At 54.3% G+C, this 25,981-nt stretch carries 25 protein-coding genes and 1 other RNA gene; 10 read left to right on the top strand and 16 right to left on the bottom strand.

The window, feature by feature from the left end; translation table 11 throughout:
- Nucleotides 1–4: 4 nt before the first annotated feature.
- The 4 genes from lptC to pyrG form a co-directional block, all read right to left on the bottom strand.
- Nucleotides 5–733 (bottom strand): LPS export ABC transporter periplasmic protein LptC, encoded by a 729-nt coding sequence (gene lptC / locus AC6I1V_RS02200; protein WP_486854528.1) that lies wholly within the window; start codon nt 731–733, stop codon nt 5–7.
- A complete protein-coding gene (locus AC6I1V_RS02205) occupies nt 730–1,323 on the bottom strand; it encodes a KdsC family phosphatase (RefSeq protein WP_486854529.1) in 594 nt (197 codons plus the stop codon). The genes lptC and AC6I1V_RS02205 overlap by 4 nt, the downstream gene beginning before the upstream one ends.
- Entirely contained in the window at nt 1,313–2,134 is an 822-nt protein-coding gene (kdsA, locus tag AC6I1V_RS02210; protein WP_486854530.1) for a 3-deoxy-8-phosphooctulonate synthase, read from the bottom strand. Before kdsA ends, AC6I1V_RS02205 begins: the two co-directional genes overlap by 11 nt.
- Before the next feature lie 102 nt (nt 2,135–2,236).
- Complete coding sequence (gene pyrG / locus AC6I1V_RS02215; protein ID WP_302554000.1) at nt 2,237–3,889, bottom strand: CTP synthase; 1,653 nt, start codon at nt 3,887–3,889, stop codon at nt 2,237–2,239.
- 429 nt (nt 3,890–4,318) lie between these two features.
- Between pyrG and AC6I1V_RS02220 the strand changes: the two genes are divergently transcribed.
- From AC6I1V_RS02220 to dtd, 7 genes are all read left to right on the top strand, one after another.
- Nucleotides 4,319–5,152: a phosphoribosylformylglycinamidine synthase subunit PurQ gene (locus tag AC6I1V_RS02220; RefSeq protein ID WP_486850734.1), complete on the top strand. Its 834-nt coding sequence runs from the start codon at nt 4,319–4,321 to the stop codon at nt 5,150–5,152.
- Between the two features lie 36 nt (nt 5,153–5,188).
- Entirely contained in the window at nt 5,189–6,043 is an 855-nt protein-coding gene (locus AC6I1V_RS02225; protein ID WP_479858662.1) for a Nif3-like dinuclear metal center hexameric protein, read from the top strand.
- A 35-nt stretch (nt 6,044–6,078) separates the two neighbouring features.
- Nucleotides 6,079–6,846 (top strand): zinc ribbon domain-containing protein, encoded by a 768-nt coding sequence (locus AC6I1V_RS02230; RefSeq protein WP_486854531.1) that lies wholly within the window; start codon nt 6,079–6,081, stop codon nt 6,844–6,846.
- Nucleotides 6,847–7,031: 185 nt separating this feature from the next.
- An RNA gene (gene rnpB / locus AC6I1V_RS02235) (RNase P RNA component class A) lies at nt 7,032–7,411 on the top strand.
- Between the two features lie 80 nt (nt 7,412–7,491).
- On the top strand, nt 7,492–8,715 hold the full coding sequence (gene ispD / locus AC6I1V_RS02240; RefSeq protein ID WP_486853939.1) for a 2-C-methyl-D-erythritol 4-phosphate cytidylyltransferase: 1,224 nt from the start codon (nt 7,492–7,494) through the stop codon (nt 8,713–8,715).
- Between the two features lie 174 nt (nt 8,716–8,889).
- Complete coding sequence (locus AC6I1V_RS02245) at nt 8,890–10,713, top strand: long-chain-fatty-acid--CoA ligase (protein ID WP_486853940.1); 1,824 nt, start codon at nt 8,890–8,892, stop codon at nt 10,711–10,713.
- Complete coding sequence (dtd, locus tag AC6I1V_RS02250; protein WP_486853941.1) at nt 10,710–11,180, top strand: D-aminoacyl-tRNA deacylase; 471 nt, start codon at nt 10,710–10,712, stop codon at nt 11,178–11,180. The genes AC6I1V_RS02245 and dtd overlap by 4 nt, the downstream gene beginning before the upstream one ends.
- Before the next feature lie 253 nt (nt 11,181–11,433).
- On the opposite strand, the gene cysK is transcribed toward dtd, so the two are convergent.
- The 5 genes from cysK to AC6I1V_RS02275 all read right to left on the bottom strand — a co-directional run bounded on the left by cysK (nt 11,434) and on the right by AC6I1V_RS02275 (nt 17,344).
- Entirely contained in the window at nt 11,434–12,339 is a 906-nt protein-coding gene (gene cysK / locus AC6I1V_RS02255; RefSeq protein WP_486853942.1) for a cysteine synthase A, read from the bottom strand.
- 27 nt (nt 12,340–12,366) lie between these two features.
- Nucleotides 12,367–13,422 (bottom strand): glycosyltransferase family 4 protein, encoded by a 1,056-nt coding sequence (locus AC6I1V_RS02260; protein ID WP_486853943.1) that lies wholly within the window; start codon nt 13,420–13,422, stop codon nt 12,367–12,369.
- Between the two features lie 41 nt (nt 13,423–13,463).
- Entirely contained in the window at nt 13,464–13,946 is a 483-nt protein-coding gene (locus AC6I1V_RS02265; protein ID WP_308771019.1) for a hypothetical protein, read from the bottom strand.
- A 14-nt stretch (nt 13,947–13,960) separates the two neighbouring features.
- Nucleotides 13,961–15,625 (bottom strand): DEAD/DEAH box helicase, encoded by a 1,665-nt coding sequence (locus AC6I1V_RS02270; protein ID WP_486853944.1) that lies wholly within the window; start codon nt 15,623–15,625, stop codon nt 13,961–13,963.
- A 630-nt stretch (nt 15,626–16,255) separates the two neighbouring features.
- Nucleotides 16,256–17,344 (bottom strand): elongator complex protein 3, encoded by a 1,089-nt coding sequence (locus tag AC6I1V_RS02275; protein ID WP_486853956.1) that lies wholly within the window; start codon nt 17,342–17,344, stop codon nt 16,256–16,258.
- Between the two features lie 166 nt (nt 17,345–17,510).
- On the opposite strand from AC6I1V_RS02275, the gene AC6I1V_RS02280 reads away from it, so the two are divergent.
- Nucleotides 17,511–17,936 carry an HIT family protein gene (locus AC6I1V_RS02280; protein WP_486853945.1) on the top strand — a complete coding sequence of 142 codons (426 nt, stop codon included), beginning with the start codon at nt 17,511–17,513 and terminating at the stop codon, nt 17,934–17,936.
- A 400-nt stretch (nt 17,937–18,336) separates the two neighbouring features.
- Nucleotides 18,337–18,639 carry an integration host factor subunit alpha gene (locus AC6I1V_RS02285; RefSeq protein ID WP_302552040.1) on the top strand — a complete coding sequence of 101 codons (303 nt, stop codon included), beginning with the start codon at nt 18,337–18,339 and terminating at the stop codon, nt 18,637–18,639.
- Nucleotides 18,640–18,843: 204 nt separating this feature from the next.
- Here AC6I1V_RS02285 and AC6I1V_RS02290 read toward each other — a convergent pair whose 3' ends face one another.
- From AC6I1V_RS02290 to AC6I1V_RS02300, 3 genes are all read right to left on the bottom strand, one after another.
- Nucleotides 18,844–19,437, bottom strand: coding sequence for a GDSL-type esterase/lipase family protein (locus tag AC6I1V_RS02290; protein ID WP_302552039.1), 594 nt, complete (start codon nt 19,435–19,437; stop codon nt 18,844–18,846).
- 64 nt (nt 19,438–19,501) lie between these two features.
- Entirely contained in the window at nt 19,502–20,254 is a 753-nt protein-coding gene (locus AC6I1V_RS02295; RefSeq protein ID WP_486853946.1) for a ubiquinone/menaquinone biosynthesis methyltransferase, read from the bottom strand.
- A gap of 439 nt (nt 20,255–20,693) precedes the next feature.
- Nucleotides 20,694–21,965, bottom strand: a complete 1,272-nt coding sequence (locus tag AC6I1V_RS02300) for a dicarboxylate/amino acid:cation symporter (protein ID WP_302552037.1) — start codon at nt 21,963–21,965, stop codon at nt 20,694–20,696.
- 348 nt (nt 21,966–22,313) lie between these two features.
- On the opposite strand from AC6I1V_RS02300, the gene AC6I1V_RS02305 reads away from it, so the two are divergent.
- Nucleotides 22,314–22,538: a hypothetical protein gene (locus AC6I1V_RS02305; RefSeq protein WP_337432183.1), complete on the top strand. Its 225-nt coding sequence runs from the start codon at nt 22,314–22,316 to the stop codon at nt 22,536–22,538.
- A 98-nt stretch (nt 22,539–22,636) separates the two neighbouring features.
- Here the strand turns inward: AC6I1V_RS02305 and mtnP are convergent, their stop codons facing one another.
- The 4 genes from mtnP to hybD all read right to left on the bottom strand — a co-directional run bounded on the left by mtnP (nt 22,637) and on the right by hybD (nt 25,979).
- Nucleotides 22,637–23,404 (bottom strand): S-methyl-5'-thioadenosine phosphorylase, encoded by a 768-nt coding sequence (gene mtnP / locus AC6I1V_RS02310; RefSeq protein ID WP_486853947.1) that lies wholly within the window; start codon nt 23,402–23,404, stop codon nt 22,637–22,639.
- A 2-nt stretch (nt 23,405–23,406) separates the two neighbouring features.
- The gene (locus AC6I1V_RS02315) at nt 23,407–24,069 is read right to left on the bottom strand and encodes a class II aldolase/adducin family protein (protein WP_486853948.1); all 663 of its coding nucleotides are present in this window, start codon (nt 24,067–24,069) and stop codon (nt 23,407–23,409) included.
- Nucleotides 24,059–25,192 (bottom strand): S-methyl-5-thioribose-1-phosphate isomerase, encoded by a 1,134-nt coding sequence (gene mtnA, locus AC6I1V_RS02320; protein ID WP_486853949.1) that lies wholly within the window; start codon nt 25,190–25,192, stop codon nt 24,059–24,061. The genes AC6I1V_RS02315 and mtnA overlap by 11 nt, the downstream gene beginning before the upstream one ends.
- A gap of 241 nt (nt 25,193–25,433) precedes the next feature.
- Complete coding sequence (hybD, locus tag AC6I1V_RS02325) at nt 25,434–25,979, bottom strand: HyaD/HybD family hydrogenase maturation endopeptidase (protein ID WP_486853950.1); 546 nt, start codon at nt 25,977–25,979, stop codon at nt 25,434–25,436.
- Nucleotides 25,980–25,981 lie beyond the last annotated feature (2 nt).

Raw genomic sequence — 25,981 nt, forward strand, 5'->3', positions numbered from 1 at the left:
CGGCTTATTTCTTTGCAGGTTGAGGTAATTCTTGCTGGGGATTGGCCTGCGTTTCATGCGGAGAAGGTACGGCATTGACGTTTGTGGCATCGGGGCGGGGCTTGAGTACGACCAGTACGCCTTCCGAACCATGTACTTCATTGGCAGCAAGATCCCAAGCAAGAAGGGTGGCCGTCCCGGATGCCGTGGGACTTTCAAACACAGCACCTTCTGGAAAGGTCATAAGGCGCTTATTGGCATCGTAGTTCATGCGCGAACTGGTGATGACTTCATCATAACGAGTGATGACGACATCATCCCAAAGCGTGAGGAATCGCTGGTTGTCGGTGATTTTTCCAAACTGGGCCTGCACATCAAGAACATCATCGTCAGGGTTGCTTGCGGAACCTTCACCGAGCGCATAACGGACGACGGGCTTGTCCACATCGATCGTATCGCCGTTTTGGGACATATGGGCCCAGCTCGCTTTGAGACGCCACAGTTCCAATCCTTTATTTCCTTGGAAGAGGTTGATCCCCTTAATGGCTAGTCCAGCCACTTCCTCAAGCGGGTTGCCGGGTTGTGTGGCGTTGTCTTGCAGTTTCGCCCCGTCAAGAGACTTGATGCCGCCCTTGTTGGCGACATCAAGCAGCCTGCCGATCAGCGTTGTTTCCCCGCCACGCTTCGCGACATACCAACCTCCAGCGAGAAGTGCCGCCAGAGCGGCAATAAGCAGGATTCGTGACCGTTTCATTCCAGACGCATCCAATGCTCAAGCAGAGCGTCACGTTTCCCTTGGCAAGTCAACAACAAATCGACAAATTCCCGGACGGCGCCGCATCCGCCTTCTTTTTGGGTTACGAATTTCGCCAGTTTTTTGACGTCCGGCATGGCATTCGCAACGGCGGCGGGCAGCCCCACACGAGACATCGGTGCAAGATCGACCCAATCATCCCCAAGGTAGGCGATTTCGTGCCACTCAAGGGACATCCGTTTACGCATCCCGTCAAGGATAGTACATTTGTTGTCGGATCCGCCGTGATACTCGGTCACGCCAAGGACTTCAAGCCGTCTCACGACGCAGGGCACATCCATGCCGGAAAGGACGGCGACTTCAATCCCCGCTGTTTTGGCCAGCCGGATGCCGATCCCGTCAAGGACATGGAACCTCTTCATGGCCAGCCCGTGAGCGTCATAGTAAAGGCCGCCGTCCGTCATGACACCGTCCACATCCAAGACAAGAAGACGGATGCGTTTGGCGAGGCTTTCAAGCGATTCGTGCCGTGGAGTGGGGGATTGGCCGGATCTTCCGGTCCCATCGGAATAAAGGGTATTACAAGTCATAAGGAATGTTCCATATGGCTGAAAGTTGCTTCAAGAGCGCCGGAAGCTTGGCCACGGGCCAACTGTTGGGGCCGTCGCACAGGGCTTTGTCGGGATCCGGGTGGCATTCCATAAAAATACCGTCTGCCCCAGCCCCCGCAGCGGCACGGGCCAGTGTGGGCACGTGATGCCGTTCACCACCGGAGCAGCTGCCTTGCCCGCCGGGGAGCTGAACGGAATGTGTCGCGTCAAAGATTACCGGGACGCCCAGCGCACGCATGATGGGTATGGAACGAAAATCGACCACGAGGTTATTGTATCCGAAAGAGGAGCCTCGCTCCGTCAGAAGGACACGGTCATTGCCAGCCCCGACCACTTTATCGCGCACGGGGCCCATATCCCACGGGGCTACAAACTGGCCTTTTTTGACGTTGACGACGCGGCCCGTCCGTGCCGCCGCCAAGAGCAGATCCGTCTGGCGGCACAAAAAAGCGGGGATCTGAAGGATATCCGCCACCTCACCGACAGGCCCGGCCTGTTCGGGCAGATGGATGTCCGTCACGACGGGCAGCCCCGTTTCCTCCTTGATCCGAGCCAGCCATTCCATGCCTTTAGCCAAGCCCGGGCCACGGAAGCCTTTCCCAGACGTTCTGTTGGCCTTATCCCACGAACTCTTGAAGACGGCAAACAATCCGGCTTCCCTGCTGGCTTCGGCTACGGCGTGCGCCGTGTCCAGCGCCAATTCAAAGCTTTCCAGAGCGCAGGGGCCCGCAAAAATAAAGTGCTCCTTCCGAAGCTGGCTATAGAGCTCGTCCGATGTCATCATGGGCATTCCTTAACGGTAAAAGGAGTTCTCGCTAGGAGACGGCCTTGCGGTCATTCCGGTTTTATCACCGGAATGACCGCAAAGGAATAAGCATTATGGGAGGGAAGTCTACTTCTTACGAGCCATGCAAGACGCACGGATGAAGTCCTTGAACAGCGGGTGGGGCTTCATCGGGCGGGACTGAAATTCAGGATGGAACTGACAGCCCAAGAACCACGGGTGATTGGGGATTTCAACGATTTCCACCAGCGTACCGTCGGGAGACTGGCCGCTGAAAACCATGCCCATATCCGCAAGACGTTCGCGATAGGCATTATTGAATTCGTAACGATGGCGATGACGTTCGTTGATATTGGCCGTTTTGTAAGCCTCAAAAGCATGGGTCCCTTCCGAAACGGTGCAGGGATACGCGCCGAGGCGCATGGTTCCGCCCTTGTCGCTTTCTGCATCGCGGCGTTCCACGGCCTTTTTGCGGAAATCGTACCATTCGGTCATCAGGTAGATGAGCTTATCCTTGGCAAATGGATTGAATTCTTCGGAGTTGGCTTCTTCGATGCCGACGACGTGGCGGGCGAATTCGATGACCGCACACTGCATGCCGAGGCAGATTCCGAAGAAGGGGACATTGTTTTCGCGAGCGTAGCGGATAGATTCGATTTTTCCCTCGACGCCGCGATACCCAAAGCCACCGGGAACAAGGATGCCGTCAGCGCCCTTAAAGGTTTCGGCGACGTTTTCAGCCGTTACCTCCTCGGAGTTCACATAACGGAGATCCACAGCGACCCTGTTGGCGATGCCGCCATGCACCAAAGCCTCGTGAAGGCTCTTGTAGGCTTCCTTCAGTTCGACATACTTGCCGACGATGGCAATGGTGACCCGGCCCTGCGGATTCTTGACGTTGTGGACCAATTCTTCCCACGGCTCAAGCTTGGCGTTGCGGGCGGGTAGGCGCAGCATAATGGCGACCTTCTGATCCAAGCCTTCTTCATAAAGCTTTAAGGGCAATTCGTAGATGTTGCTCACATCCACGGCGGAGAATACGGCGTCTTTGTCCACATTGCAGAACAGGGCGATTTTGGCGCGGAGGTCGGCGGGGACGGGCTCTTCGCAGCGGCAGAGGATGATGTCAGGCTGGATGCCGATGGAACGGAGTTCCTTGACGCTGTGCTGCGTGGGTTTGGTCTTGTGTTCCCCGGCGGAACGGAGGTAGGGCACGAGCGTCAGGTGGATGTAGAGGCAGTTGTCGCGGCCCAGTTCGGAGCGGAGCTGACGGATGGCTTCAAGGAAGGGGAGGCCTTCGATGTCGCCCACCGTGCCGCCGATTTCAATGATGGCGACGTCGGGAGCGGGATTTTCGGGTTCATCCTTGGCGAGGCTGAGGATGGCGTTTTTGATTTCATCGGTAATGTGGGGGATCACCTGCACCGTGCCGCCGAGGTAGTCGCCGTGGCGTTCCTTGGTGATGACCTTATAATAGATGGAACCCGAAGTCGTGTTGTTTTTTTGGGAGAGCGCCGTATTGAGATAGCGTTCGTAGTGCCCCAAATCGAGGTCCGTTTCCGCCCCGTCATCCGTAACGTATACTTCACCATGCTGATAGGGATTCATGGTTCCGGGGTCCACATTGATATAGGGATCAAGTTTTTGGATGGTCACGGTCAGTCCACGCGTTTTCAACAGTGCGCCGATGGAAGCCGCCGAAAGCCCTTTGCCGAGAGAGGAAAGGACGCCACCAGTGATGAAGATAAACTTGGTCTTCATGAAAAACCTCGAGTTTATGATTTTCCCGCCGTGAAGGAGGGGATGCAGTGTACGAAAGTCGCTCTGAAACAGGATACATCAGAAAAGGAGAGAACGCGAACACAAAAAGCCCGCCTGAGCGGGTCGATACGCGGCTGGTTCTGTAACGGAAACAAGGCGTTGACTTAGGCACCCGCCTGTTCCAAAAACATAATTCCTCTGCTTTTCAGCAGGCCATTCAGATGCACGCAAACAATATCTGCCAACTATAGCCTGTTTTCAGAAAAAAAACAGCCATTGACTGAAAAGAAACACCCGCATAAAGTAAATCCCCCATTCCAGACTGGCTCCTGTTTTTGTTTCATCAAAGGACGCAGCTGGAGCATGCAGGCGCGTTATCGCTTTTTCGTTAAGTAAGATTTTAATTTTTATGCAGGAAAAGGGTGGACAATGAGTCAGGTCAACACGCTGGTCATTACCGGATACGGCACCAATTCGCATCAGGAAACAGCGCATGCCGCACGTCTGGCTGGTGCGGACAGGGCTGATGTGGTGCATTTTTCCGACATTGTGGCTGCGAAGGTCCGCCTGAGCGAGTATCAATTCCTTATTTTCCCCGGCGGATTCCTTGATGGAGACGATCTCGGTGCGGCACAGGCCGCGGCACAGCGCTGGCTGCATCTTTCCGATGCGGAAGGTCAGCCCATGTTGGACAGCTTGAACCGGTTCGTCGATGCGGGAGGTCTTGTGTTGGGGATCTGTAACGGATTCCAGTTGCTCGTCAAGCTCGGTATCCTCCCCGCCTTGGACGGGAAGCGTTTTGAGCGGCAGGTTTCCCTCAGCCATAATGACTCCGCCCGCTATGAGGACAGATGGGTTCAGCTCAAACCTAACCCTGACAGCCCTTGTATTTTTACCAAAGGATTGGCTGTCCACGGGGTGCTGCCGATGCCTGTCCGTCATGGCGAAGGCAAGTTGGTGGCCCGCGATGCCGCGACCTTGCAGCGGTTGCAGGACGAAAATCTGATTGCGTTGCAATACACGCACCCGGAAACTGGTGAGGTCACGCAAGAGTATCCTTGGAATCCGAACGGTTCCCCGTTGGGCATTGCCGGCCTGACGGATCCGACCGGGCATATCCTCGGACTGATGCCGCACCCTGAAGCATTCCATCACGCTACGAATCATCCCGGTTGGGCGCGCGGGGAAGTCGCGGTGCCCGGAACCGCACTTTTTGCAAACGCTGTCCGGTACCTGCGTGAGAATCCCGTCAACCACAGCTAGAAATCTACTGTTCGGCAAGATAGAGGAATTGGAAGCATGAAACAGTCGGAACTCATTGCGCTCATTGAACGGACGGCACCGCTCGCGATCGCCGCGCCTTGGGATAAATCGGGTGTTCAGATCGCTTCCGCACGGCAGGACATCAATCGCCTCGCCGTGTGCCTTGATCCGACGCCGGAATCTATCCGCATCGCACTGTCCGAAGGGGCTGAAATGATTTTGGCCCATCATCCGCTGACGCTGGAGGGACGGTTCACGGATCAGCTGGACAGCTACCATGAAGTCCTTTCGCTGGTGTTTCGGGCCGATGTGCTGTTGTACTCGGCGCATACGTCCCTTGATGCGAATCCTTTGGGACCTGTCTCGTGGCTGGCAGACGAACTGGGGCTTTGCCGTATTCCTTCCTCTGATACCAAGGATGGTGAGGCGGCACATGGAATGCCATTGCCGCTGACTGTGCTGGAACAGACGGGGACAATGGAGCGGGGCGGCAGTTCGTACGCCTGTGGCTTCGGTGTCGTCGGTGATTGTGCGGTTGACATCACCCCGGAAGAGCTGAAAAAAATGTTGGCCTTATGGCTGGTGGGGAGTTGTCCCCGCTTGGCTGGAACCTTGCCTGAGCGCATCCGCCGCATTGCCATCTGCCCCGGATCGGGAAGTTCGCTTGCGCCTGAGGCCGCTGCCTGTGGCGCGGATCTGCTCATTACCGGTGACTTGAAGTATCACGCTGCGCTCGATCTTCCCCTTCCAGTGCTGGATGTGGGGCATTTCAGTCTTGAAGAAGAGATGATGCGGCGTTTTGCCCTGCAATTGAAAGAGAATGTGTCTGATGTCGCCGTGCAGTTCGTGCCCGCGCAGGATCCTCTTGCGCCGTTTTCCCCCACAGACTGAGGCGTAATCCGTTATCAGATTTCAGGAGAAGAGTTGTGAGCCTTTATCTCGAACAAATCCGCCAACTCGTGGCCCTTCAGCGCGTGGACGATGCCATCCATTCTGTGGAGATGGAACTCGAACAGGCCCCGAAGGAATTGGAAGAGCTTAAAAAACGTTTTGCTGCTGCAAATACGCAGCGCGAGCGGGTACTGGAAAAGCTTGCGCACTTGAAGGAACAGGAAAAGCGTATTGCCGGCGAACTCGATGACGACAGCACCCGCATCAAAAAGAGTAAGAACAAGATGATGCAGGTATCCAACTCCCGGGAATATCAGGCCATGGCTCGGGAGATGGACAATATGGAAAAGGTGAACCGTTCCCGTGAAGAGGAACGTGCCGCCTTGTTGGAAGAAAAACTGCATCAGGACAACGCACTGCAGGAAGTTGACGCTATATGGGCCGACCTCAAGGCCGAATTGGAAGCTAAGCAGATCAGCCTTGAAACGAGGCAGGATGAGGCGTGTAAGCGCTTGGATGAGCTGGCCCAGGTGCGTTCCGAAACAGGTTCCGCTGTGCCGCGTCCTGTCCTTGATCGCTATGAGTTCATCCGCCGCCGTCTGTCCCATCCCGTGATTGTGCCCGTGACCGCCGGAGTTTGTTCCGGTTGCCGGATCATGATCCCCCCCCAGACGTTCATTGAACTGCAGGGCGGCCATAAGATCATCAACTGCCCCAACTGTCAGCGTCTGATTTACTGGGTGGAGCACTTCAACGAAGAGACCAATCAGACGGCTGATGAAATGGCGCACGACGCTGAATAGTATTTAAGTTTGGCTCTGTTATAGTATGTGGTTGTTTCATCTCCACAGTGCGGTGAAAGTACAGCTTTTTTCTCTGGTTTTCCCCTTGGCGGGATCTATGGATAAGGCATTTTGTCGGTTATCCCTTTGGAGCTTTAAGTAAAAAAAGCATCAACCATTTTCTATAACATAGCCTTAAGTTTTCGGGAGCCGGATGGATTGTCGCCGCGTCCATTGCGTTTCGGCGTGACGGACGGAGAGGAAAGTCCGGGCTTCACAGGGCAGGACGCTGGGTAACGCCCAGGGGGAGCGATCCTCGGAGAGCGCCACAGAAAGCAAACCGCCGCCTTCGGGCGGTAAGGGTGAAACGGTGGGGTAAGAGCCCACCAGTCGGCACGGTGACGTGACGAGCTCGGCAAGCCCCGTCCGAAGCAAGACCAAATAGGGAAGCGGATTGGCCCGATCAACGCTTCCGGGTAGGTTGCTTGAGGGTACAGGTAACTGTGCTCCTAGAGGAATGACAATCGCCATACCATCCGCAAGGATGGGGGTGGTACAGAACCCGGCTTATAGTCCGACTCCCGATTTGAAGCTCCGGTGACGGTTTTTGCATATGCAGACTTCACCGGGGCTTTTTTCGCATCCAGCATATAAACGAGGTTAGTCATGGCGTGGGCACTTCTTCTTGCAGCAGGGCAGGGGAATCGGTTGGCTTCGGCTACGGGCGGGCTTGCCAAGCAGTTTTTGGACTGGAAAGGCGCCCCGTTGTATTGGGAATCGGCACTTGTCTTCTCACGATGTGCGCGTGTAGAGGGGCTTGTTTTTGTGTTCCCGGAAGCGTGCATTGATGAAGAACACGAACGTGTTACGGGCCTGATGAGGGATGCTTCCCTAGGGCTTCCTTGGAAAGTTGTGGCTGGCGGGGCGTTACGCCAAGATTCCGTCCGAAACGGTTTGTCCGTTTTGCCGGATGATTGCGAGGAAGTTCTGATCCACGACGCGGCAAGGCCGTTTGTTTCGCCAGCCTTGGTCAATCGGATATTGGACGGGCTGCACGGCGAAACTCCGGGGGAGCGTATCGCGGCATGTATCCCCGGCGTTCCCGTGGTGGATACTATTAAAGTAATGGATGAAGATAGAAAGGTTGTTGCCACGCCCGATCGGAAACATTTGAGAGCGGTTCAGACCCCGCAAGGTTTTTCCCTTGCTTTTCTACGGGCTGCCCATCAGCGTGCGGAGCAGGAAGGCTGGGTTGTCACTGACGACGCCAGCTTGCTCGAATTGTGCGGACACGCTGTGCATGTTGCGGAGGGAGAAGTGGGGAACAAAAAGATCACGACACCTGAGGATTTGGAAATGTTGCGTATGGCAGGAGAGCGTATCCCGTGTGTCGGGTATGGATATGATGTCCATAAGTATGCCGGTGGCAGTGAGACGAAACAACCTGCCCGGCCCATGCGGTTGGGGGGGGTGCCCATTGCCGGTTCGCCAGACGTGCTGGCCCATTCTGATGGGGATGTTTTGCTGCATGCGCTGATGGATGCCTTGCTCGGCTGCATCGGAGCGGGGGATATCGGAACCTTCTTTCCTGATTCCGATCCTGCATTCGACAATGCCAATTCGGCTGTCTTGCTGGACACTGTTCTGGAGCATGTCCATAAGGCCAATGTACAGATTACCCATGTGGATCTGACTGTCATTGCCCAGGTTCCTAAAGTTAGTCCGTATAGGGAGGCTATCCGGCGGAATATAGCGCGGTTGCTCGGATTGGACATGGGAGCGGTGAATGTGAAGGCGACGACGGAGGAGGGGCTTGGTTTTACAGGGGAACGGCTGGGAATAAAGGCCGTCGCCGTCGTTATGGGACTTCGTAACAATAGAGACGCATAATGCTTTATATTATGTAAAATTTAAAATCCAAACAAATACACTAAAAATAACAGATAACCCGTTGGGCTGAATGGAAGTTCCATGTCGTCCTTGTAAAAGTTCGTATGTTGGTGTAACAAGCAATACGGACCCTTTCCGGGGGTATTTCTAACCTTTTTCGCATCGTGAGCCGTTATGAGCGACCTTCAGCAGGGTATGGACTGTCCTTGGTTTTCTTCTTACGACAAAGGTGTGCCGCATGACATAGTCATCCCCGAGGGGGGGCTGCAAAATATCCTCGATACTGCGGCGGAAGCATACGGACAGCGTGAAGCCATCGTCTTTCAAAATACGCATATTTCCTACAAGGAACTGAAAGAATTAGCTGAAAAACTTGCCGCTTCGCTTCGGCGGCGCGGGATTAGGCCGGGAGATCGTGTTTCCATCATGCTCCCGAACCTTCCCCAGACATTCATAGCATTTTGGGGCGTCATGAAGGCCGGAGCCGTCGCCGTCATGACCAACCCTCTTTATATGGAATCCGAGCTGACGCATCAGATCAAGGATTCCGGCGCAAAACATCTCATCACTCTTGATATTTTTTGGCCCAAGATCGCGGCGCTGCGGGAACAGCTCGAATTGGACGTCTGCTATGTGACGCGTGTCCGTGATGCGTTGAAATTCCCCTTGAGCTGGCTGCAGCCGTTTTCAGCCCGGCGGCAGGGTACATGGGTTCCCGTTCCCTTTGACGGAAAAAAGGTCGTAGCATGGAAAGACCTTTTCAAAACAACCGAGCGCCTGAGCGTGGAAGTGACGGATGCTCACGAGACCATTGCCTTGTTGCAATATACGGGAGGCACTACGGGGCTTTCCAAGGGGGCCATGCTGACCCATGCAAACCTGTTGGCCAACCTTACCCAGCTGATGGCGATCATTCAGCAGCCCCCGGAAAAGGAGCATGTGTTTCTGGCCCTATTGCCTTTGTTCCACGTGTTCGGTTTGACGATTACATTGTTGTTGCCCGCAAGGATGGCCGCACGAGTGGTTCCCATGCCGCGGTATGTTCCTGCCGACATGCTGGAGGCATTCAAAAAGTATCAGTTTACGGCATTCATTGGCGCTCCTTCCGTCTATATTTCCCTGTTGCAGCAAAAAAATTTGGCCCACTACGATCTGCATCATATCGTATTCTGTATTTCGGGGTCAGCCCCCATGCCTGTAGAGTGGCTGAAAAAATTTGAAGAAGTGACGGGTACGCCCATCACGGAAGGCTTTGGGCTGACGGAGGCTTCGCCCGTTACCCATGCCAACCCCGTGTTCGGGAAGCAGAAACCGGGTTCCATAGGTGTGCCGGTTCCCGGAACCCTCGCCCGGATTGTCGATACGGAAAACGGTGAAAAGGTTTTGGCGCACAACGAGATTGGGGAACTGGTCGTCAAGGGGCCGCAGGTTATGAAGGGCTATTGGAAGCGCCCGGAAGAAACCGCCCGAACCATCCGCGACGGCTGGTTGTACACCGGTGATATCGCGTACATGGATGAAGAAGGCTATTTTTATATTGTCGACCGTAAGAAAGATTTGATCATCGTTGGAGGGTATAATGTTTATCCTCGTGAAATCGATGAAGTCCTTCATACGCACCCCAAAATTCGGGAAGCTGTTACCATAGGCGTCAATCACCGTTCCCGTGGTGAGACGGTCAAGGCGTATATCGTCCCGAAGGAAGGGGAGAACCTGACCGTACCGGAAGTCGTGGCTTTCTGTCGCCAGAAACTGGCTTCGTTCAAGGTGCCTCGCTTGATCGAGTTCCGCGAGGAACTGCCGAAGACGATGGTAGGTAAAGTTTTGCGGCGTATTCTGCGGGAAGAAGAACTGCACAAGAGTGATGCGGAACAGAATAAAGAGCAGCTTGTCCCTGAGGATGCGCTGAAGGAAGAAGGTTCCGCTCCGAAACAGGTTGAAACCGAAGAAAAGGAAACAAAACAGGGTAGCTCCGAAAAGACGGACGGAAACGTATGAGGTTGCTTCTTCAGCGGGTTCGTGAGGGAAAAGTCACCATTGAAGGTCAAGATGTGGCAACTATTGGCAAGGGCTTGGTTGTCCTCGTTGGTTTTGGCCCGGAGGATACGCTTGCTTTGCGCGGCGGCAAACTCTGGAATACGCTGATCGAAAAGATGGTGGGGCTCCGCATTTTTCCTGACGACGAGGGAAAGATGAACAGAGGGATAGAGGAGGCTGGCGGGGAAATCATTCTGGTTTCCCAGTTCACGCTGTACGCGGACTCCCGAAAGGGACGTCGCCCTTCATTCCACCTGTCGGCCCCTCCGGACGTGGCGGAACCGTTGTTTCAGCAATTTGTGGAAGATGTGCGATCCAGACTGCCGGGACGGGTTCAGCAGGGCGTGTTCGCTGCGGATATGGACGTTTCCCTCACGAATTGGGGGCCTGTAACGATCTTATTGGACTCAGCAGATTTTAGCGGATAAGCGAATGTGATAGATAAACAAGGCTGTGTCCTAGAAAATGGTTGATGCTTTTTTCCTTGAAGTTCCAAAGGAATAACCGGCAAAATGCCTTGGCTATGGATTCCACCAAGGGAAAATCTTGAGAAAAAGTCTGCATTTTCACTGTGTTGTGGAGGTGAAACAACCATATACTATGACAGAGCCATAAACAAAAAGGACGGCGTTTCAACGAGCCGTCCTTTTTGTTTTGTGTGATTTTTGGGGCTGTCAGCAGTTACGCTTTGAAAAGTTGGGTTGAGAGATAACGTTCGCCGGTGTCGGGCAGAACCGTCACAAGGCGCTTTCCTTTCCATTCCGGTCTGTTCGCCAGAAGAAGCGCGGCCGCGACGTTGGCGCCGGACGAAATACCGCAGGAAATGCCTTCTTCCGTCATGACGCGCCGAGCCATTTTAATGGCTTCCAGACTAGGGATAGGCAGCACTTCAGTCAACAGAGAACGATCCAACAACGTAGGAACGAAACCGGCGCCAATGCCTTGAATGAGATGCGGCCCCGCGGGATTGCCCGAAAGGACGGCTGATTCCGCAGGCTCGACAGCGAACAGCCCCACTGAGGGAAGGTGTTTGCGCAGGTAGCGCCCTGTCCCCGTGATGGTTCCGCCTGTACCTACGCCCGCGATAAAGGCATCTACCGTTCCTGCATCTGCGAGAATTTCCGGCCCCGTCGTGCGGTAGTGCGCTTCCGCATTATCCGGATTGGAGAACTGATCCAGAAGTACATAGCCTTTCGTGGCGGCCAGCCGTTGGGCTTCCTCAACGGCCCCTCCCATGCCCTTCGCGGCGGGGGTGAGAATGAGTTCCGCCCCAAAACCACGGAGCAGGGCTTTGCGTTCGTCACTCATGGATTCCGGCATCGTCAGGATAAGCTTGAACCCCATGCAGGCGGACACGACCGCCAAGCCGATGCCGGTGTTTCCGCTGGTCGGTTCGACAATGGTTCCGTTTGGCTTGAGGATGCCTTTCTCGATAGCCCCCTGAATCATACGAAGGGCGGCACGGTCTTTGATGGAGCCGCCCGGATTGCGGGATTCGACTTTGACCAGAATCTCCGCATCAAGGCCTTCAGTCAACTTGGTGAGCCGTATCAACGGCGTTTTTCCGATGCTCTGCAACAGATTCATGATGTTTCCTTTTGCTCCGAGAGCAGATTACAGGACGGAATAATATATTTTTTCCAATTCGATACATCGCGCTTCGACGGAGTAGCTTTGCCCTCTGCGGGCGCTGTTGGCTCCCCACAGTTTACGGCGTTCAGGGGCAGCAGCCATTTCCTGCAAAGCTCGCGCTAAGGCTTCCGTATCATCCGGTGGGACGAGCAGCCCATTATTTTGAGCTATTTCCGGAACTCCACCCACTGTCGTCGCCACTATAGGCAACCCCATACGGATAGCCTCAAGAAGCGTATTGGGAGCCGAGTCCATATTTTTTGAAGGAAAGACAAACGCATCGCCTATCTGGAGGTAATCGCTGACGCATTCGGTCTGCCGTATAAGGCGGACTTTTTTTCGGATTCCCAACGTATCGCAGAGAGGAAACCAGAGATCGGGGTTGGCTCCCACCATGACCAGATATGCGTCAAGGCGTGCGGCGGAAAAAGCCTTTAGAAGCGGTTCTATCCCCTTGGCAGGATTGTTATTTCCTACATAGGTAAAGATAAGGGCGTGTTCAGGGATGTCCAGTTCCTGTTTTACGGCGGAAGCGGAGCGCGTGGGAATCACGCGGGCATCGGGAATGCCGTTCGGGATGACGTGGATTTTGTGTTTGGGGCAACACCAGCTGATTGCCTTGGCACAGGCTTCCGAATTGGGGAGGAAGGCCTTCATCGAGGGCGAAAGGTAGGGGAGGGGGTTGCCCGGGCGGTATATGACGCCGCGATGCGCGACACAGGCCAGCTTCCGTTTCCGCCAAAACAGGCCCCACCATGCGACGCGTTTTACAGCTTTATTGTGAAAGGCATGAACGATGGTCGGCGTATCCGGCGAGGGGAAGAGACTTTCCATATAAGCACGGTGCTGTGCCGGATCTTCCGGCAACGTATGCCAGAGGGGATTGGATGCCGCATTGGGCAATTCCCAGAGCATCGAGTCATGGGGGAGGCAGAGCGCCACATCATGGCCCCGTTCGCTCAACCCTTGGGCTTGATAAACTGCTTGGCGTGTACCGCCGCTGCGGTTGCTGGACGAGGTAATGATGATGACACGCATGACGGACTCCCCTTCAGGGCGCGATGTGTAGACGCAGTTGTTCAGATAAGATGGTGAAAGATATCGGTATAGGTATTTCGCATGAGCAGGGCCAATTTAAGCCTCTGTGCCGCGGTGTCTCCCGGCTTGCGTCGGAAGAGGGAAATGATATGCCCGCTTACGGCTGTAAAGTCCGTATCGCCGCGTTCCCCGAATTTGTCGATATACGATCGTACAAGAAGATCGAAGGCGTTGGCCTGTTCCCGTTCTTTATTGGTATGCGCCTGTTCGTATAGCCCAAGCATAAAGCGTTCAAAGAGGAACTCGCCATCGGAGGGGAATGAACGCTTCAACCCAAGACGCCAGAGGCCGATGCCCATGGCGCGCAGTTCCCGGATAGCCCGTTTTCTCTGGCGAAAATGCAGCTTCCGTATGCCCAGGAGCTCAAGCTCCTGAGCAAAATCCATACTTTCCAGTATGGCGGAGAAGTTTCCCAGCACCTCTTCCGTCATATCGGGCAGAGAGTCTTGAGAGACTATTGACACAATCCGCTCCGGAATCAGTCAGAAGATTTGTTGGAAGAACGTTTGCGTCCTTTAAAGCCGCGACCGCCTTCACGCTTGCCTTCCTTCTTGTCTTCCTTAGAGAAGGGCTGGCCTTTGCGTCGACTCCCTTCCCGGCGAGGCTCGTTTTCCCGTGGACCACGCCGTCCGCCGCCAGTATGGGACTTGGGGGGCCGCGCCGTACCCTCCGAGTCCTTACGCGGCGTGCCCGCAGGAAGGAATGTCGTAGGATTAAGGCTCTTCTGGTAACTGTCATCGAGAAGCAGCGTCAACAAATGCCGTTGTTCCGGATCTTCCGCGAGGCTTTGCACCAGCGGCTCAAAACGCTTCATGCGTTCACGTTCCAACCCGTTGAGCTGTCGGAAACGGGCTTCAAGAAGGGCCGTGACCCGCATACCAACAGCGTGGGCGACTTCTTCATCCGTAGGGGCCATGTGCTGGGCGAGCGGTACCTTGAAATACTTAGCGATCCGCTGGAGTTCCATTTTTTCCATGATGTCGACGAGGGAAATGACCACACCGGCGGCTCCAGCGCGTCCGGTACGTCCTGCTCTGTGGATGTAGGATTCCCTGTCATCCGGCGGCTCATAGAGAAACACATGGGAGAGTTCGGGAATGTCAATGCCACGTGCGGCCACGTCCGTGGCGACGAGGAACCGAATGCTGCCTTTGCGCAGCCGGGAAAGGACGTCTTCGCGGCGGCTTTGGGACAGGTCGGCGGACAGCTCGTCGGCGTTGAATCCAAAGCCTTGCAAGACGGCGGTCACGAAGTGCACCGTAGCTTTGGTGTTGCAGAAAATGATGGCGGAGGCCGGGTTTTCGACTTCCAGGATCTTGATCAGGGTGCGATCCTTTTCCATGCCCTTACATTCACAATAGAGATGCTGGACTTCAGCTACATGGATTTGTGTCGTGGACAGGGAAAGCATTTGGGGATCGGTCAGGAATTCCCCCGCCAGCTTGAGCACATGGGGCGGATACGTAGCTGAGAACAGCATCGCATGGATGGATGTTTTGGGCAGATACCGCTGTATTTCCTTCATATCCGGATAGAAGCCGATGGAAAGCATACGGTCGGCTTCATCAAAAATCAGAGCGGAAATATGATCAAGGCTAAGCGTGCGCCGAAGGAGATGGTCAAGCACACGGCCGGGCGTCCCCACAACAACGCTGACCCCCTGACGGAGCGCGTCCATCTGCTTGCCGTAACCGACTCCGCCATAGACGGCGGCCACGGTAAAGCCGCTCCCTTTGAAAAGGGTTTTGGCTTCCTGCTCCACCTGAACGGCAAGCTCACGGGTCGGGACGAGAATGAGCGCTTGTACGGCGGGCATGGCTGGGTTCAGGCGGGCCATGAGCGGAAGCAGATACGTTCCCGTCTTGCCGCTGCCCGTACGGGACTGAACCATAAGATCCCGCCCTTCGAGCAGATAGGGGAGAGCACGGGACTGCACGGGCATAAGGCTGTTCCAACCGGCCTTGGCACAGGCGGTCTGAAGCAATTGAGGCAGATCGGCGAGGGAGACTTCCGGGAGGGCGTTTTCGGGCTCATCGACGGAGATGATTTCAGAAGAAGTCTGGATGGAGCCGGAAGGATGAGACTTGGCTTTGGCTTTCTGAGCAGCCGGGTTGGCCTTAGCCTCTTGTATTTGTTCAGTCATGTGATGTCCAAAAGTGAAAAGGTGGAACAGGAACTCCGGATTCCGGGAATATCCCTATCGGGGAAGCATCGGAGAGCTGAGTCAGCATATATGATGGTTGCCCGGTACGGAATGGAACTTTTCTTAAACAAAGAAAAAACGGCAAAGACGTTGTGAAAGGTTGTCTCGTATGGCCTCCGGCAAACAGAGCCGACGGCATGTTGGCCCGTCAGTTGAAAAAAGAAAAAGCCAACCCTCAGCAACACAAGCAAAGAATGATAACAGACCTACAGCACAAGGCAAGATCCGGGAGAGGCCGTTTCGCAGGTATTTTTCCTGGGTCGTGTCGTCAATTATATAATCTGTTGAAAAAATTAATTATCTTTAAGTTGTAAAAAGATTGATTTAATAACTACAAATAGTTGCATGTAGAATGACGACACAGCCTAGGCTCTGTCAGAGTATGTGGTCGTTTCATCTCCACAGCAGCACGGTGAAAATACAGCCTTGTTATCCATTTCTCCCCTTGGTGGAATACATGGTTAAGGCACTTTGTTGGTTATTCCTTTGGAATTTCAAGGAAAAAAGTATCGGCCATTTTCTATGGCACAGCCTTTTCCTAAAAGAAAAGCCCATAAATAAGGTCTGGTTCTATAATGATACTTCCTCAGGGGGATTGTCCCAGCGCAACAAGGCATATTCGCCCTCAACCCATTGTATGGATGATGGCCGGATACCGAGTTTCTCCCAGCGGGGGAGCAGGCTCCCTTTATAGCCGAAGAAAAATCCTTGGCAATATTTGGGGAAGAAAAGCTCGTCCGGCGGCAGGAAGGCATTCAACGCGAAGTGTGAGCGAACTGTTTCAAACAGCGCTTCACTTTGGATGATATTGCCGAGAGCCGGATGACGGGGCCCTGCCAGTATGGATTCATCCAATTCACGCTCTGGGGCGAGGCTTAACCGGATGACGGGGATTCTCCGGGCCCATGCTGAGGCAAGAGCTTTTCCAAGGGTGGTTATCGTCGTGTCTAGTTCCCAAGGAGCGTATTGGCCCATCCTCCAGCGTGTCGCCAGGGGCGTACCGTCTACGACGAGGCAGGGGTAAAAGCGTAAACAGGAAGGAGAAAGCGCAAGGGCCTCTTCCACATCTTCAGAGAAGCGTTGTGGAGTGGAACCGGGCATGCCGGGGAGCAGTTGGATGCCAAGTTCGAGGCCGCTTTCCTTGATTAAGCGGCAGCCTTCCCGTGCCGTATCGCCGCTGTAGCCACGCTGTACCGCCGCTAATGCTTCCGTATGAAATGACTGTATCCCCAGTTCAACGAGATCCAGTCCCGCATGGCGCAATGCCTCTAACCGATCCGGGCAAAGCGCATCAGGGCGCGTCGAGCACCGAACTCGGCATACGATATTTTTTTCTTTGGCCTGCATGGCCAAAGTCAGACATTCCATCTGAAGGCTCTCGGGGAGAGCGGTGAATGTGCCGCCGTAGAAGGCCAACTCGATGGGACGAGAGATCGCCTGTTCCATAGGGTGTCTCTCCAATTCAGACAAAAGATTGGCAAGGGCTTGCGGGTATGGTAGGGAGTCGGAGCGTTGAGAGTGTCCCGTCTGCTTGTCTTGAGCGCAAAAGAGGCAACGATGTGGACAGCCTGCAAAAGGTAAAAAGAAAGGGACGATGGCGGGACGCTGTCGTGGGGCTGATGCACCGGGATTGCCAATAGGAAAAAAGCATTCGCGCACCGAACGTCCCGTGGAAGAGATTTTTTTCATACCTGTTGATTTGTGTGGTATTAGACGATAAGTGTTAATGTACCTTGGCGCTTATCGATTTGTACACTGTGTTTTGTTTAAAGGCTATCCCACAGTCACCGTAGAGCTTGAGCCCGAGGCAAAAAAAGGAGCTGTTATGCCTGTATCACAACATGAAGATTGTATTTTTTGTAAAATCGTACATGGGGAGATACCTTGCACATCCGTCTTTGAATCCGAAGAGCTGATAGCTTTTTTGGATATCAGCCCAGTCAATAAAGGGCATACATTGCTTGTTCCCAAAGCACATATGGAAACACTGTTCGATATGCCGGATGATATAGGCCAAACGCTATTGGCCGCTATGAAGCAGGTAGGTACTGCCGTTATGGAGGCGACGGGTGCAAAAGGCCTGAATGTCGTTCAGAATAACTACCCCGCTGCGGGCCAGCAAGTTCCGCACGTGCATTGGCACCTCATTCCCCGGTTTGCTGATGACGGCCATATGGCGTGGCCGCAGGGGGCATATCAAGATGTGCAGGAGATGGCTGCCCTTGCTGGCGCTATCCGAGGAAAATTATAACCGATAATTTCAAGCATGAACAGAAAAGAGGCATATTCTTCCGCTGTAGGCATGCAATCTTCTTGAACTATAGATAAATAAAGAGTATACTTAGGGGCAGGCGAACCTCGTTTCGAGCGATAGTGCGTCTTTGGGGGAAGATGTATCCGAAACGGATCGGGAAAAGTGGTTTCGCCTGTTTTTCTTTACAAAAAACTGTGTGGGGTCTGATAAGAGTGACAACAGGCTGACACAGGGTGTTGAGAAAAACATATTTGGGAGTCGGCAGCAACGAAGAGTCTCCAGTTCTCCTCAAGAGGGGCCTTTCGTCAAAGGGCATTGCGACGGAATGTCTCGCGGAGGAAACGATACTTGTGGAATGCTCTGGATGCTCGAACATTTTGGGAAGTATGGAGGAACTATGAACAGAGCACTGACCAAAGCGGACATTGTAGAAGCCATTTATGAGAAGACCGATAGAAACCGCGCTGATGTGAAGAACACGGTGGAAATTCTGCTGAGTCTGATGAAGCAGGCCATCAAGAAGGATGATGCCCTCTTGGTGAGCGGATTCGGGAAATTCGAGGCTTATGATAAGGAAGCGCGCAAGGGCCGCAATCCTCAAACGGATGAGACCATTACGCTCCCTCCCCGCAAGGTGGTCGTGTTCCGTCTGTCTCGCAAGTTCCGCGCGGAACTGAACGGCGAGGAAGTTGAAGCCTAGAGCTTTGTTAGCGTTGGAAGAATATGTATGGAGAAGGGAGGGAAAGATTTTGAAAAACTTTCTCTCCCTTCTTTAGTTTCCCAGTGCAGGCCCGCCCCGTCCTTTTAAGGGCTTTCGTGTCTATCTCATTGGTTTAGATTGTTTTGGAGAACTATAAAGCGCCCCTTATATGGCATGAAGGGGCGTTTTTTTGTATTGCGCGGCTTAGCTTTGAAGCCAGCTTTGTACGATTGGGGCAGTGAGAAGCTGTTCGGCAATGAGTGCGTTTCCCGTTTTTCCCGGATGGATCCCGTCATCCAGATCGGCGACGTATACGGCAGGGAGCCCTTTAAGGAGATCAAGATAGGCAACACCCAGATCAAGGCAAAGCCCGGCATAGGTTTCATTCAGTTTATTCAACCTCTCCATATGCTCCGGATTTTTTACCGGGGGCGGGCCCATCATAAGGACCGGGGCTTCCATCTGCGCTTCGGAAAGAATGGCTTGAGCGTTTTGGATGCTGTCCTTAATGGGGATAACGACATTGCCGTTGGGAGCTGCCATGTCCACGGTGCCGAAGCAGAAAATCAAATAGGGCACGGTGGCGTCATTGACGCGGGAACGGTATTCGGAAGCCCAACGCTCCCGGATTTGAAGGCTCGAATGTTTACGGGCACCTAGATTGTAGAAAGTCGAAGGCGGAACGGGAAGGCCGGTGCGTTGGGACGCCAATCCGGCGAATCGTCCGATCCAGCCGCCAGCAAGGGTATCATTGACCCCCAGAGTGATGGAGTCGCCAAAAAAGAAAAATGTTTTCATAGCCGTCTCCTTGTTTCAGTAAACCAGTCCATGTCCTTTCTACTTTTTTCTTATAACAATGCCTCTAGCCTTTTTCGGCAACATGCAGGCACACAATGCCTGAGCACAAAGGAATATGGTAAATCCGTTTAAAACCCGCAGCACGCAGTTCATCGCTCAAGGCTTCCGCCGAAGGGAACTCGATGATGCTCTTGGCAAGGTAGGCATAAGCTCCGGGATCTCCAGAAAGCCTGCCTATGATGGGCAGTATCCTTTTCAGGTAAAAATTGTAGATACCGAGCCAAATGCGCTTTTTCCCCGTCCCAAACTCCAAGATGCATGCCCGTCCTTTTGGTTTAAGAACCCGCGCCATCTCCGCAAAAGAGGCTGAACGGGGGGTAATGTTGCGGATGCCGAACGCCATAGTGAGGCCGTCCATACATGCGTCGGGGAGAGGCAGGGCACGCGCGTCGGCCCCGACGGAAAGAACGAAGTCTTTGTCCTTTTCCGAAAGTTTTTTTTGCCCATGCACCAGCATGGGAGGGCAAAAGTCCATTGCCAGTACCTGTGCCGTGGGATGGCGCTTCCGCACCGCTAATGTAACGTCCAACGTGCCCGCAGCAAGATCGAGAACCCGTTTCCCTTCCGCCTGTCCGGGAAGCACTGCATCGGCAAGGCATTTCCGCCAGCCTTGGTCCAACCCTAGGCTTAAGATTCTGTTCAAAGGATCATACCATTTGACGATACGGGCGAAGAGCCCCGAAACTTTTGCCGCATGTGCATCGACAGCCGTTCCGGTTTTTTCTTCAAGTTCTTCTTGAGTTTTTTCAGCGTTCACTGGCGCTATCCTGTGTCGCGTTGTCTTCCAGCGTATCGAGAACAATCTTGTAGATGGCAGGGAAATGTTCTGCGAAATTGCTTGGGGAAATACGCTGCGTTTCGATGAATTTGACGATGATTTCTTTCGTAACCTGTAAAGCTTCTTTATTTTCTTTACCCATGAGTACCCCTCACGGTTCAATGTCGGAAAACCCGTCCGTTGGGGAATGGCCTTGACCACAGTGGACAAAACCGGACGGGGAAACAGGAAGAAACAGGCCATGCTCCTCCCCATTTTTTTCATATATATCACGTAAGCATGTTCCGGTCGAGCGGTATAGCCGCCACTATCGCGGCAAAAGTCCGCCCTGCAACAATGCGCGTACTGGAGTGCGGTTAAAGGAAAAGGCGTCTCCTTTTCGGGATGACGCCTCTGCATTTAAGGATGGTATGGCGAATTATTCAAATGTTTCCGTACCGGTATTCAGTTCGCTGGCATCTTCATTTTCCTCAAAAGGCTCTTTCCCCAGATCCCCTTCAAGTTTGGAAACGAGCAGGGCACCCGTGGCGTCGCCGAGGACGTTGATGGAGGTGCGGATCATATCAAGTACGCGGTCGATACCCGCGATCAGAGCTAGGGCTTCCAACGGGATGCGGATCTGCGTGAAGACGAGGCTGACCATGATAAGGCCCGCACCGGGCACGCCGGCGGTGCCGATCGAGGCAAGGAGCCCCATAAGCATGACGGTGAGCTGGTCGCTTAAGGTCAGCGGGATGCCATACACTTCGGCGGCGAAAACAGCCGCGACGCCCATATAAATGGCGGTGCCGTCCATGTTGATGGTATTGCCGAGCGGGATGGAGAAGCTGGCCACGCCCTTTGAAGCCCCAAGGCGGCGTACGGACTGTAAGTTAGTGGGAAGGGCCGCGGCGCTGGAGCACGTTGTAAAGGCGATGAGCCACGGTTCAAAGATACCGCGGAAGAACGTGGGAAGCGGAATACGTACCACGTACTTGACCAGCGGACTGTAGCAGATGAGAACATGCAGGACGGACGCGATGGCCGAGACAAGGATGAGCTTGCCGAGAGGCAAAAGCACCTTAAGACCGTGCTGGCTGACGGTATATGAGATGAGGCCGAATACGCCGATGGGGGCATACATCATGACCATATTGGTCATACGGATCATCACGTCGCCGATGAGTTCAAAAATACGGAGCAGCGGCTTGCCCGTTTCGCCGAGGGAGCTCAAGGCAAAGCCGAAAATGACGGCAAAGAAGATAACCTGCAGCATGTTGCCTTTGGCGAGGGCATCTATGGGGTTCATCGGCACAATGTCAAGCAGGGTCTGGATCAGGCTGGGCGGCGTAATCTGTTTGGCTTTCAGGCCTTCCGTGGAAAGATCCAGCCCAATGCCGGGCTGCATGATATTGGCGAGGAGGAGCCCGATGCCCACGGCAACACCCGTGGTGAGGAAGTAGTAGACGAGCGTTTTGGTGGCGACGCGCCCCAGTTTGCTCAGGTCATGGATGCCTGCGGCCCCCGCGATGATCGTAGCAAGAACCAACGGCACGACCACCATGCGAATCAGGGTGATGAAAAGCTGCCCGAACGGACGTAGGTAGGCGGCGGTAAACTCGGCCGACGTCATGCTTCCGACGATGACGCCAAGGATAAGCCCGATGACCATCTGCACCGGAAGGCTCATTTTGGAATGTTTCTTTGACATAATCTCCTCCCCTCATAACGATTGATGTAGTCAAAACGGCTGTCTGTAAACAGGCAGCCAAGGTACGGCTTTACGGTCATAGACAATTGTGGCGCAAAGGACAAGAACTAATTGTTTTTTCATTTATTAAATAAAGTAACTGGGTTGAAAGATTGTAAATCGGTATTCCATACACGCTATGCCGCAGTCGGTGATGTGATCTGACCAAAAGGGAAAAGGGGCATACGGCAGGGTTGACAAGGCCATGCAAACAGGCTCAAAAAAGAAACATGTCAAGAGAAGCCTTCACCCGGTACATTCCCGGATGGTATCAGTGTTTCTTCAAGCTTTCATCGGAACGGAGACGATATGAGCACAGGACAGATGGACAACAACACCTATGACGTCATTTTTGTCGCCCGCAAGAATGCGGAAAACAAGCATGCCGGAATGATTGCGGAAAATGTGGACAAGGCAACCGCCATTCGCTTCGCCCAAAGATATTGCCACCGTAACGAAGACAACGAAGGTGTGATGATTGCCTATCACGGGACGACGGTTCAGCCGGAAGGCTCGGAATGGTGGTTCCACTAGGAACAGCTTTCCAAAAGAAACAAAGACAGCCCGGAATTTTTTCGGGCTGTCTTTGTTTTACAGTGCGTATACTGCGGGGGTTGAGGCGATGTATGGAACTACTTTAACGCGAGCTGGGCAATGGCAGGGATACTTTCAACCAGCAGAGTCGTCACCTTTTCGGCGTTTTGCTTGAAGACGAGAGATACTTCCTCCCAACTGACCGGGGCTTCGTCTTCCTTCCAGCAGTCATAGTCCGTGGACATGGCTACAGCGGCATAAGGAATGCCCGCTTCATTGGCAAGTGCCGTTTCCGTGGAAACGGACATGTTGATGACATCAGCCCCCCACGTACGGAACATACGGGATTCCGCCTTGGTGGAGAAGCGGGGGCCTTCGATGGTGACGACGGTTCCGGTGGGATGGAAAGGAAAATGGTTTTTACGGCAGCCTTCAATTAAGATTTGGCGCAGAGCGGCGTCAAATGGTTCGGACATGGGCGTATGGATGGGCTGGCCCGGTTTGAAATAATCGTGGAACGTCATTTTCCGTTGTTTGGTGAAGTCGATGAATTGATCAAGAATGACGAGATCGCCGCGCCGGATTTCCTCCCGGAGGGAACCGGTCGCCGTCGTCGCGAGGATGTGCGTGCATCCGGCATCTTTGAGGGCTTGGATGTTAGCCCGGTAATTGACCGAAGAAGGCGCAATCGTATGGCTGCGCCCATGACGCGCCAATACGATCACAGGAACGCCCGCAATTTCGCCTTTCCGGAGCGGCGAGGACGGTTCACCCCATACCGTGCCAGCGAAGGTGTCCCTCGCGTTGGTAAAAATGTTCAGGTTGTCGAGGCCGCTGCCGCCGATGATGCCTATTTTGATGCCCATGATCAGTCCTTTGTCGTGTTCAGGGAAAGAATGAGGTCGAGGGTGGAGGCGATGCTTTCACCGTACGCGAAAACGCCTTCATTATGCCCGGCCGTTACGAAGACTCCTTCGGAAGGAGAAAGTTTTTCCGTAATCAAAAGCGTCACTTCACGGGAAAGGGCGGGGGTTCCGTAGGCGATGGACTCCGGAGTCCGGGGGAAGCCTTTCGCCAGAAGGGACGTAAAGAGGAACGGGCTGTGGATATGGATGACGCAGTGCGCTTTGTTGGCTGCGTCGTAAACGGCCCCGTGGGTCATGGACTCCGAAGAGGCTTGGACGGGGCCGAAGGATGTCACGGTATTTTTGAGAGGATCAAACGTGTGGACGAGGCTGTAACCTTGTTTTCCCAAAAGGCGGCTGGAGCCCGTTCCGCTCCCGCTGATGAGGAACAGGTTTCCCGCCAGCCGCAAAGAGATGTTCCCGTAACCGATGCCGGAAGGGTAAATGCCGATGAGCCCTGCGTCATGAAGCGCTGTGCGCGCCGCATCCAGTTCAGGAAAAAGCGTCAGCGCATCAAGCGCCGTATCCCGTAGTTTGGCAGGCAAAGTACAAAGATACGTCTCGACATCTCCCACCGTATGGCTGGCTTGGTATTTGACGATGCCGTCAATCGGTTCAGCGGCCATGGCGTGCCATTCCTAGGGATTCGGGATACAGGGAGGCAATGCCTTCTTGAGTGGCCTGACAGATTCCGCGTTCGGAAATGAGCCCTGTGATGAGCCTATTCGGGGTGACGTCGAACGCCCAGTTTCGGGCTGGAGTTGCGTCCGGGCAAATCTGAACGTCAAGCACGCTGCCGTCGGGCGTTTTCCCGCTCATGATGCGGACTTCAGCAGCTCCGCGTTCTTCAATGGGGATTTCCGCCACGCCGTCATCAAGGGAAAAGTCGAACGTCGAGGAGGGGAGCGCCACATAAAAGGGAACGCCGTTGTCATGCGCGGCTAGAGCCTTGAGATACGTCCCGATTTTGTTGGCCGCATCACCCCTGCGGGTAACCCGATCCGCGCCGACGATAACGATGTCCACCTGCCCATGCTGCATGAGATGCCCGCCCGCATTGTCTGCGATCAGCGAGTGAGGCACGCCGTGCCGAGAGAGCTCCCACGCCGTGAGGCTTGCACCTTGATTGCGGGGACGGGTTTCGTCGACCCACACATGCACGGGAAGCCCCGCGTCATGTGCCGTGTACACGGGGGACAGGGCCGAACCGTGATCGACGAAGGCCAGCCAGCCCGCGTTGCAATGCGTCAGGATGTTGACGGGGGCTCCGTTCGCTTTCTTCGCCGCCAGCGCTTCGAGCAGCGTTTTTCCATGCACGCCGATGGATTTGCACGCCTCGGCATCTTCGTCGGCGATGGCTTGGGCGGTCATTTTGGCGATATGCCGCTTTTCTTCCGGGGAATTCCCCCACGTCATGGCGGCAAGCTGGCGGTCAACGGCCCATGCCAGATTGGAGGCCGTTGGGCGGGTTCGTTTTAAGGCGGTTGCGGCGTCGGACATGAAGGCGTCGAAAGCTTCAGTGTCCTTCGCGGGAGCTTCGCAGGCGGCAAGCCACATGCCGTATCCGGCTGTTGCACCAATGAGCCCCGCACCTCGGACGAGCATGTTCCTGATGGCGTCGCAAACCGCGCTGAACGATGTGAGCGTCGCCGTCTCGAAACGATGGGGCAGTACATGCTGGTCAATGACATGCAGGCGATCCGCCTCGTCAAGCCAGATCGTCCGATATGCTTTTCCGTCTATATTCACGTCCTCATCTCCCTAATCGGATATTTTTATGTTTCATACCCGTAGGGTGGAAGGAATGTCCAGAGGCGGATAGTGCGGGGAAAGAGGATTTTGTTGCGGCAGGGCGTTCAGTGTGGGGTAGAAGCTTTTTAGCACCGGTGCAACTAGTCGGTCGCCGTGTGCCCGGCTGGTGCTTGGGTAGGCATAGAAAAGAGCGGGGAAAGTTTTTCTCCCCGCTCCTTACAGTCAGTGTGTGGGGTGATCAGGCTGATAAAGGAACGTACCGCTTAAGCGAGATCTCAGGATTTTGAAATGCGGATTTTGAGTTCGCCGGGTGGCTTGGAACGCCCCATGCCTGAAGCTGATGTAGCGCCATACCCACCAGCGTGTCCAGCCGCGACAGCAGCAGGGGGCTCAGCGTGTTCCCATAGGTCATGTCCAGAGGTTGGGCTCCGATCAGCCGGATTTCCTCCGGGAGGCAGTCCTTCAGCTCCGCAAGGGCCAGCACTTCAGAAAAGCTGTTCTGGTGCAGGCTTATCTTATGCGCGCTCAAATAGGCTGGGATGCCGGTACTGTCCTTCTCAATGATGGTTCCCGGCTGGAGCCCGAAATCCACGGCATCCAGCAAAAGCAGGCGTGTGGCCCGTTCCACGAAGGCCAGCAGAGGATGCCCCTGTGTTCCGGCATCCACGATTTCCACATTGTCGGGAAAGGCATACCGTGAATAGAGCTGTTCCGCGACCCGGACGCCGAAGCCTTCATCCCCATAGAGGATATTGCCCAGCCCCAATACAACGATCCGTTCCATAA

The organism is Bilophila sp. T19-St14, assembly GCF_059728385.1.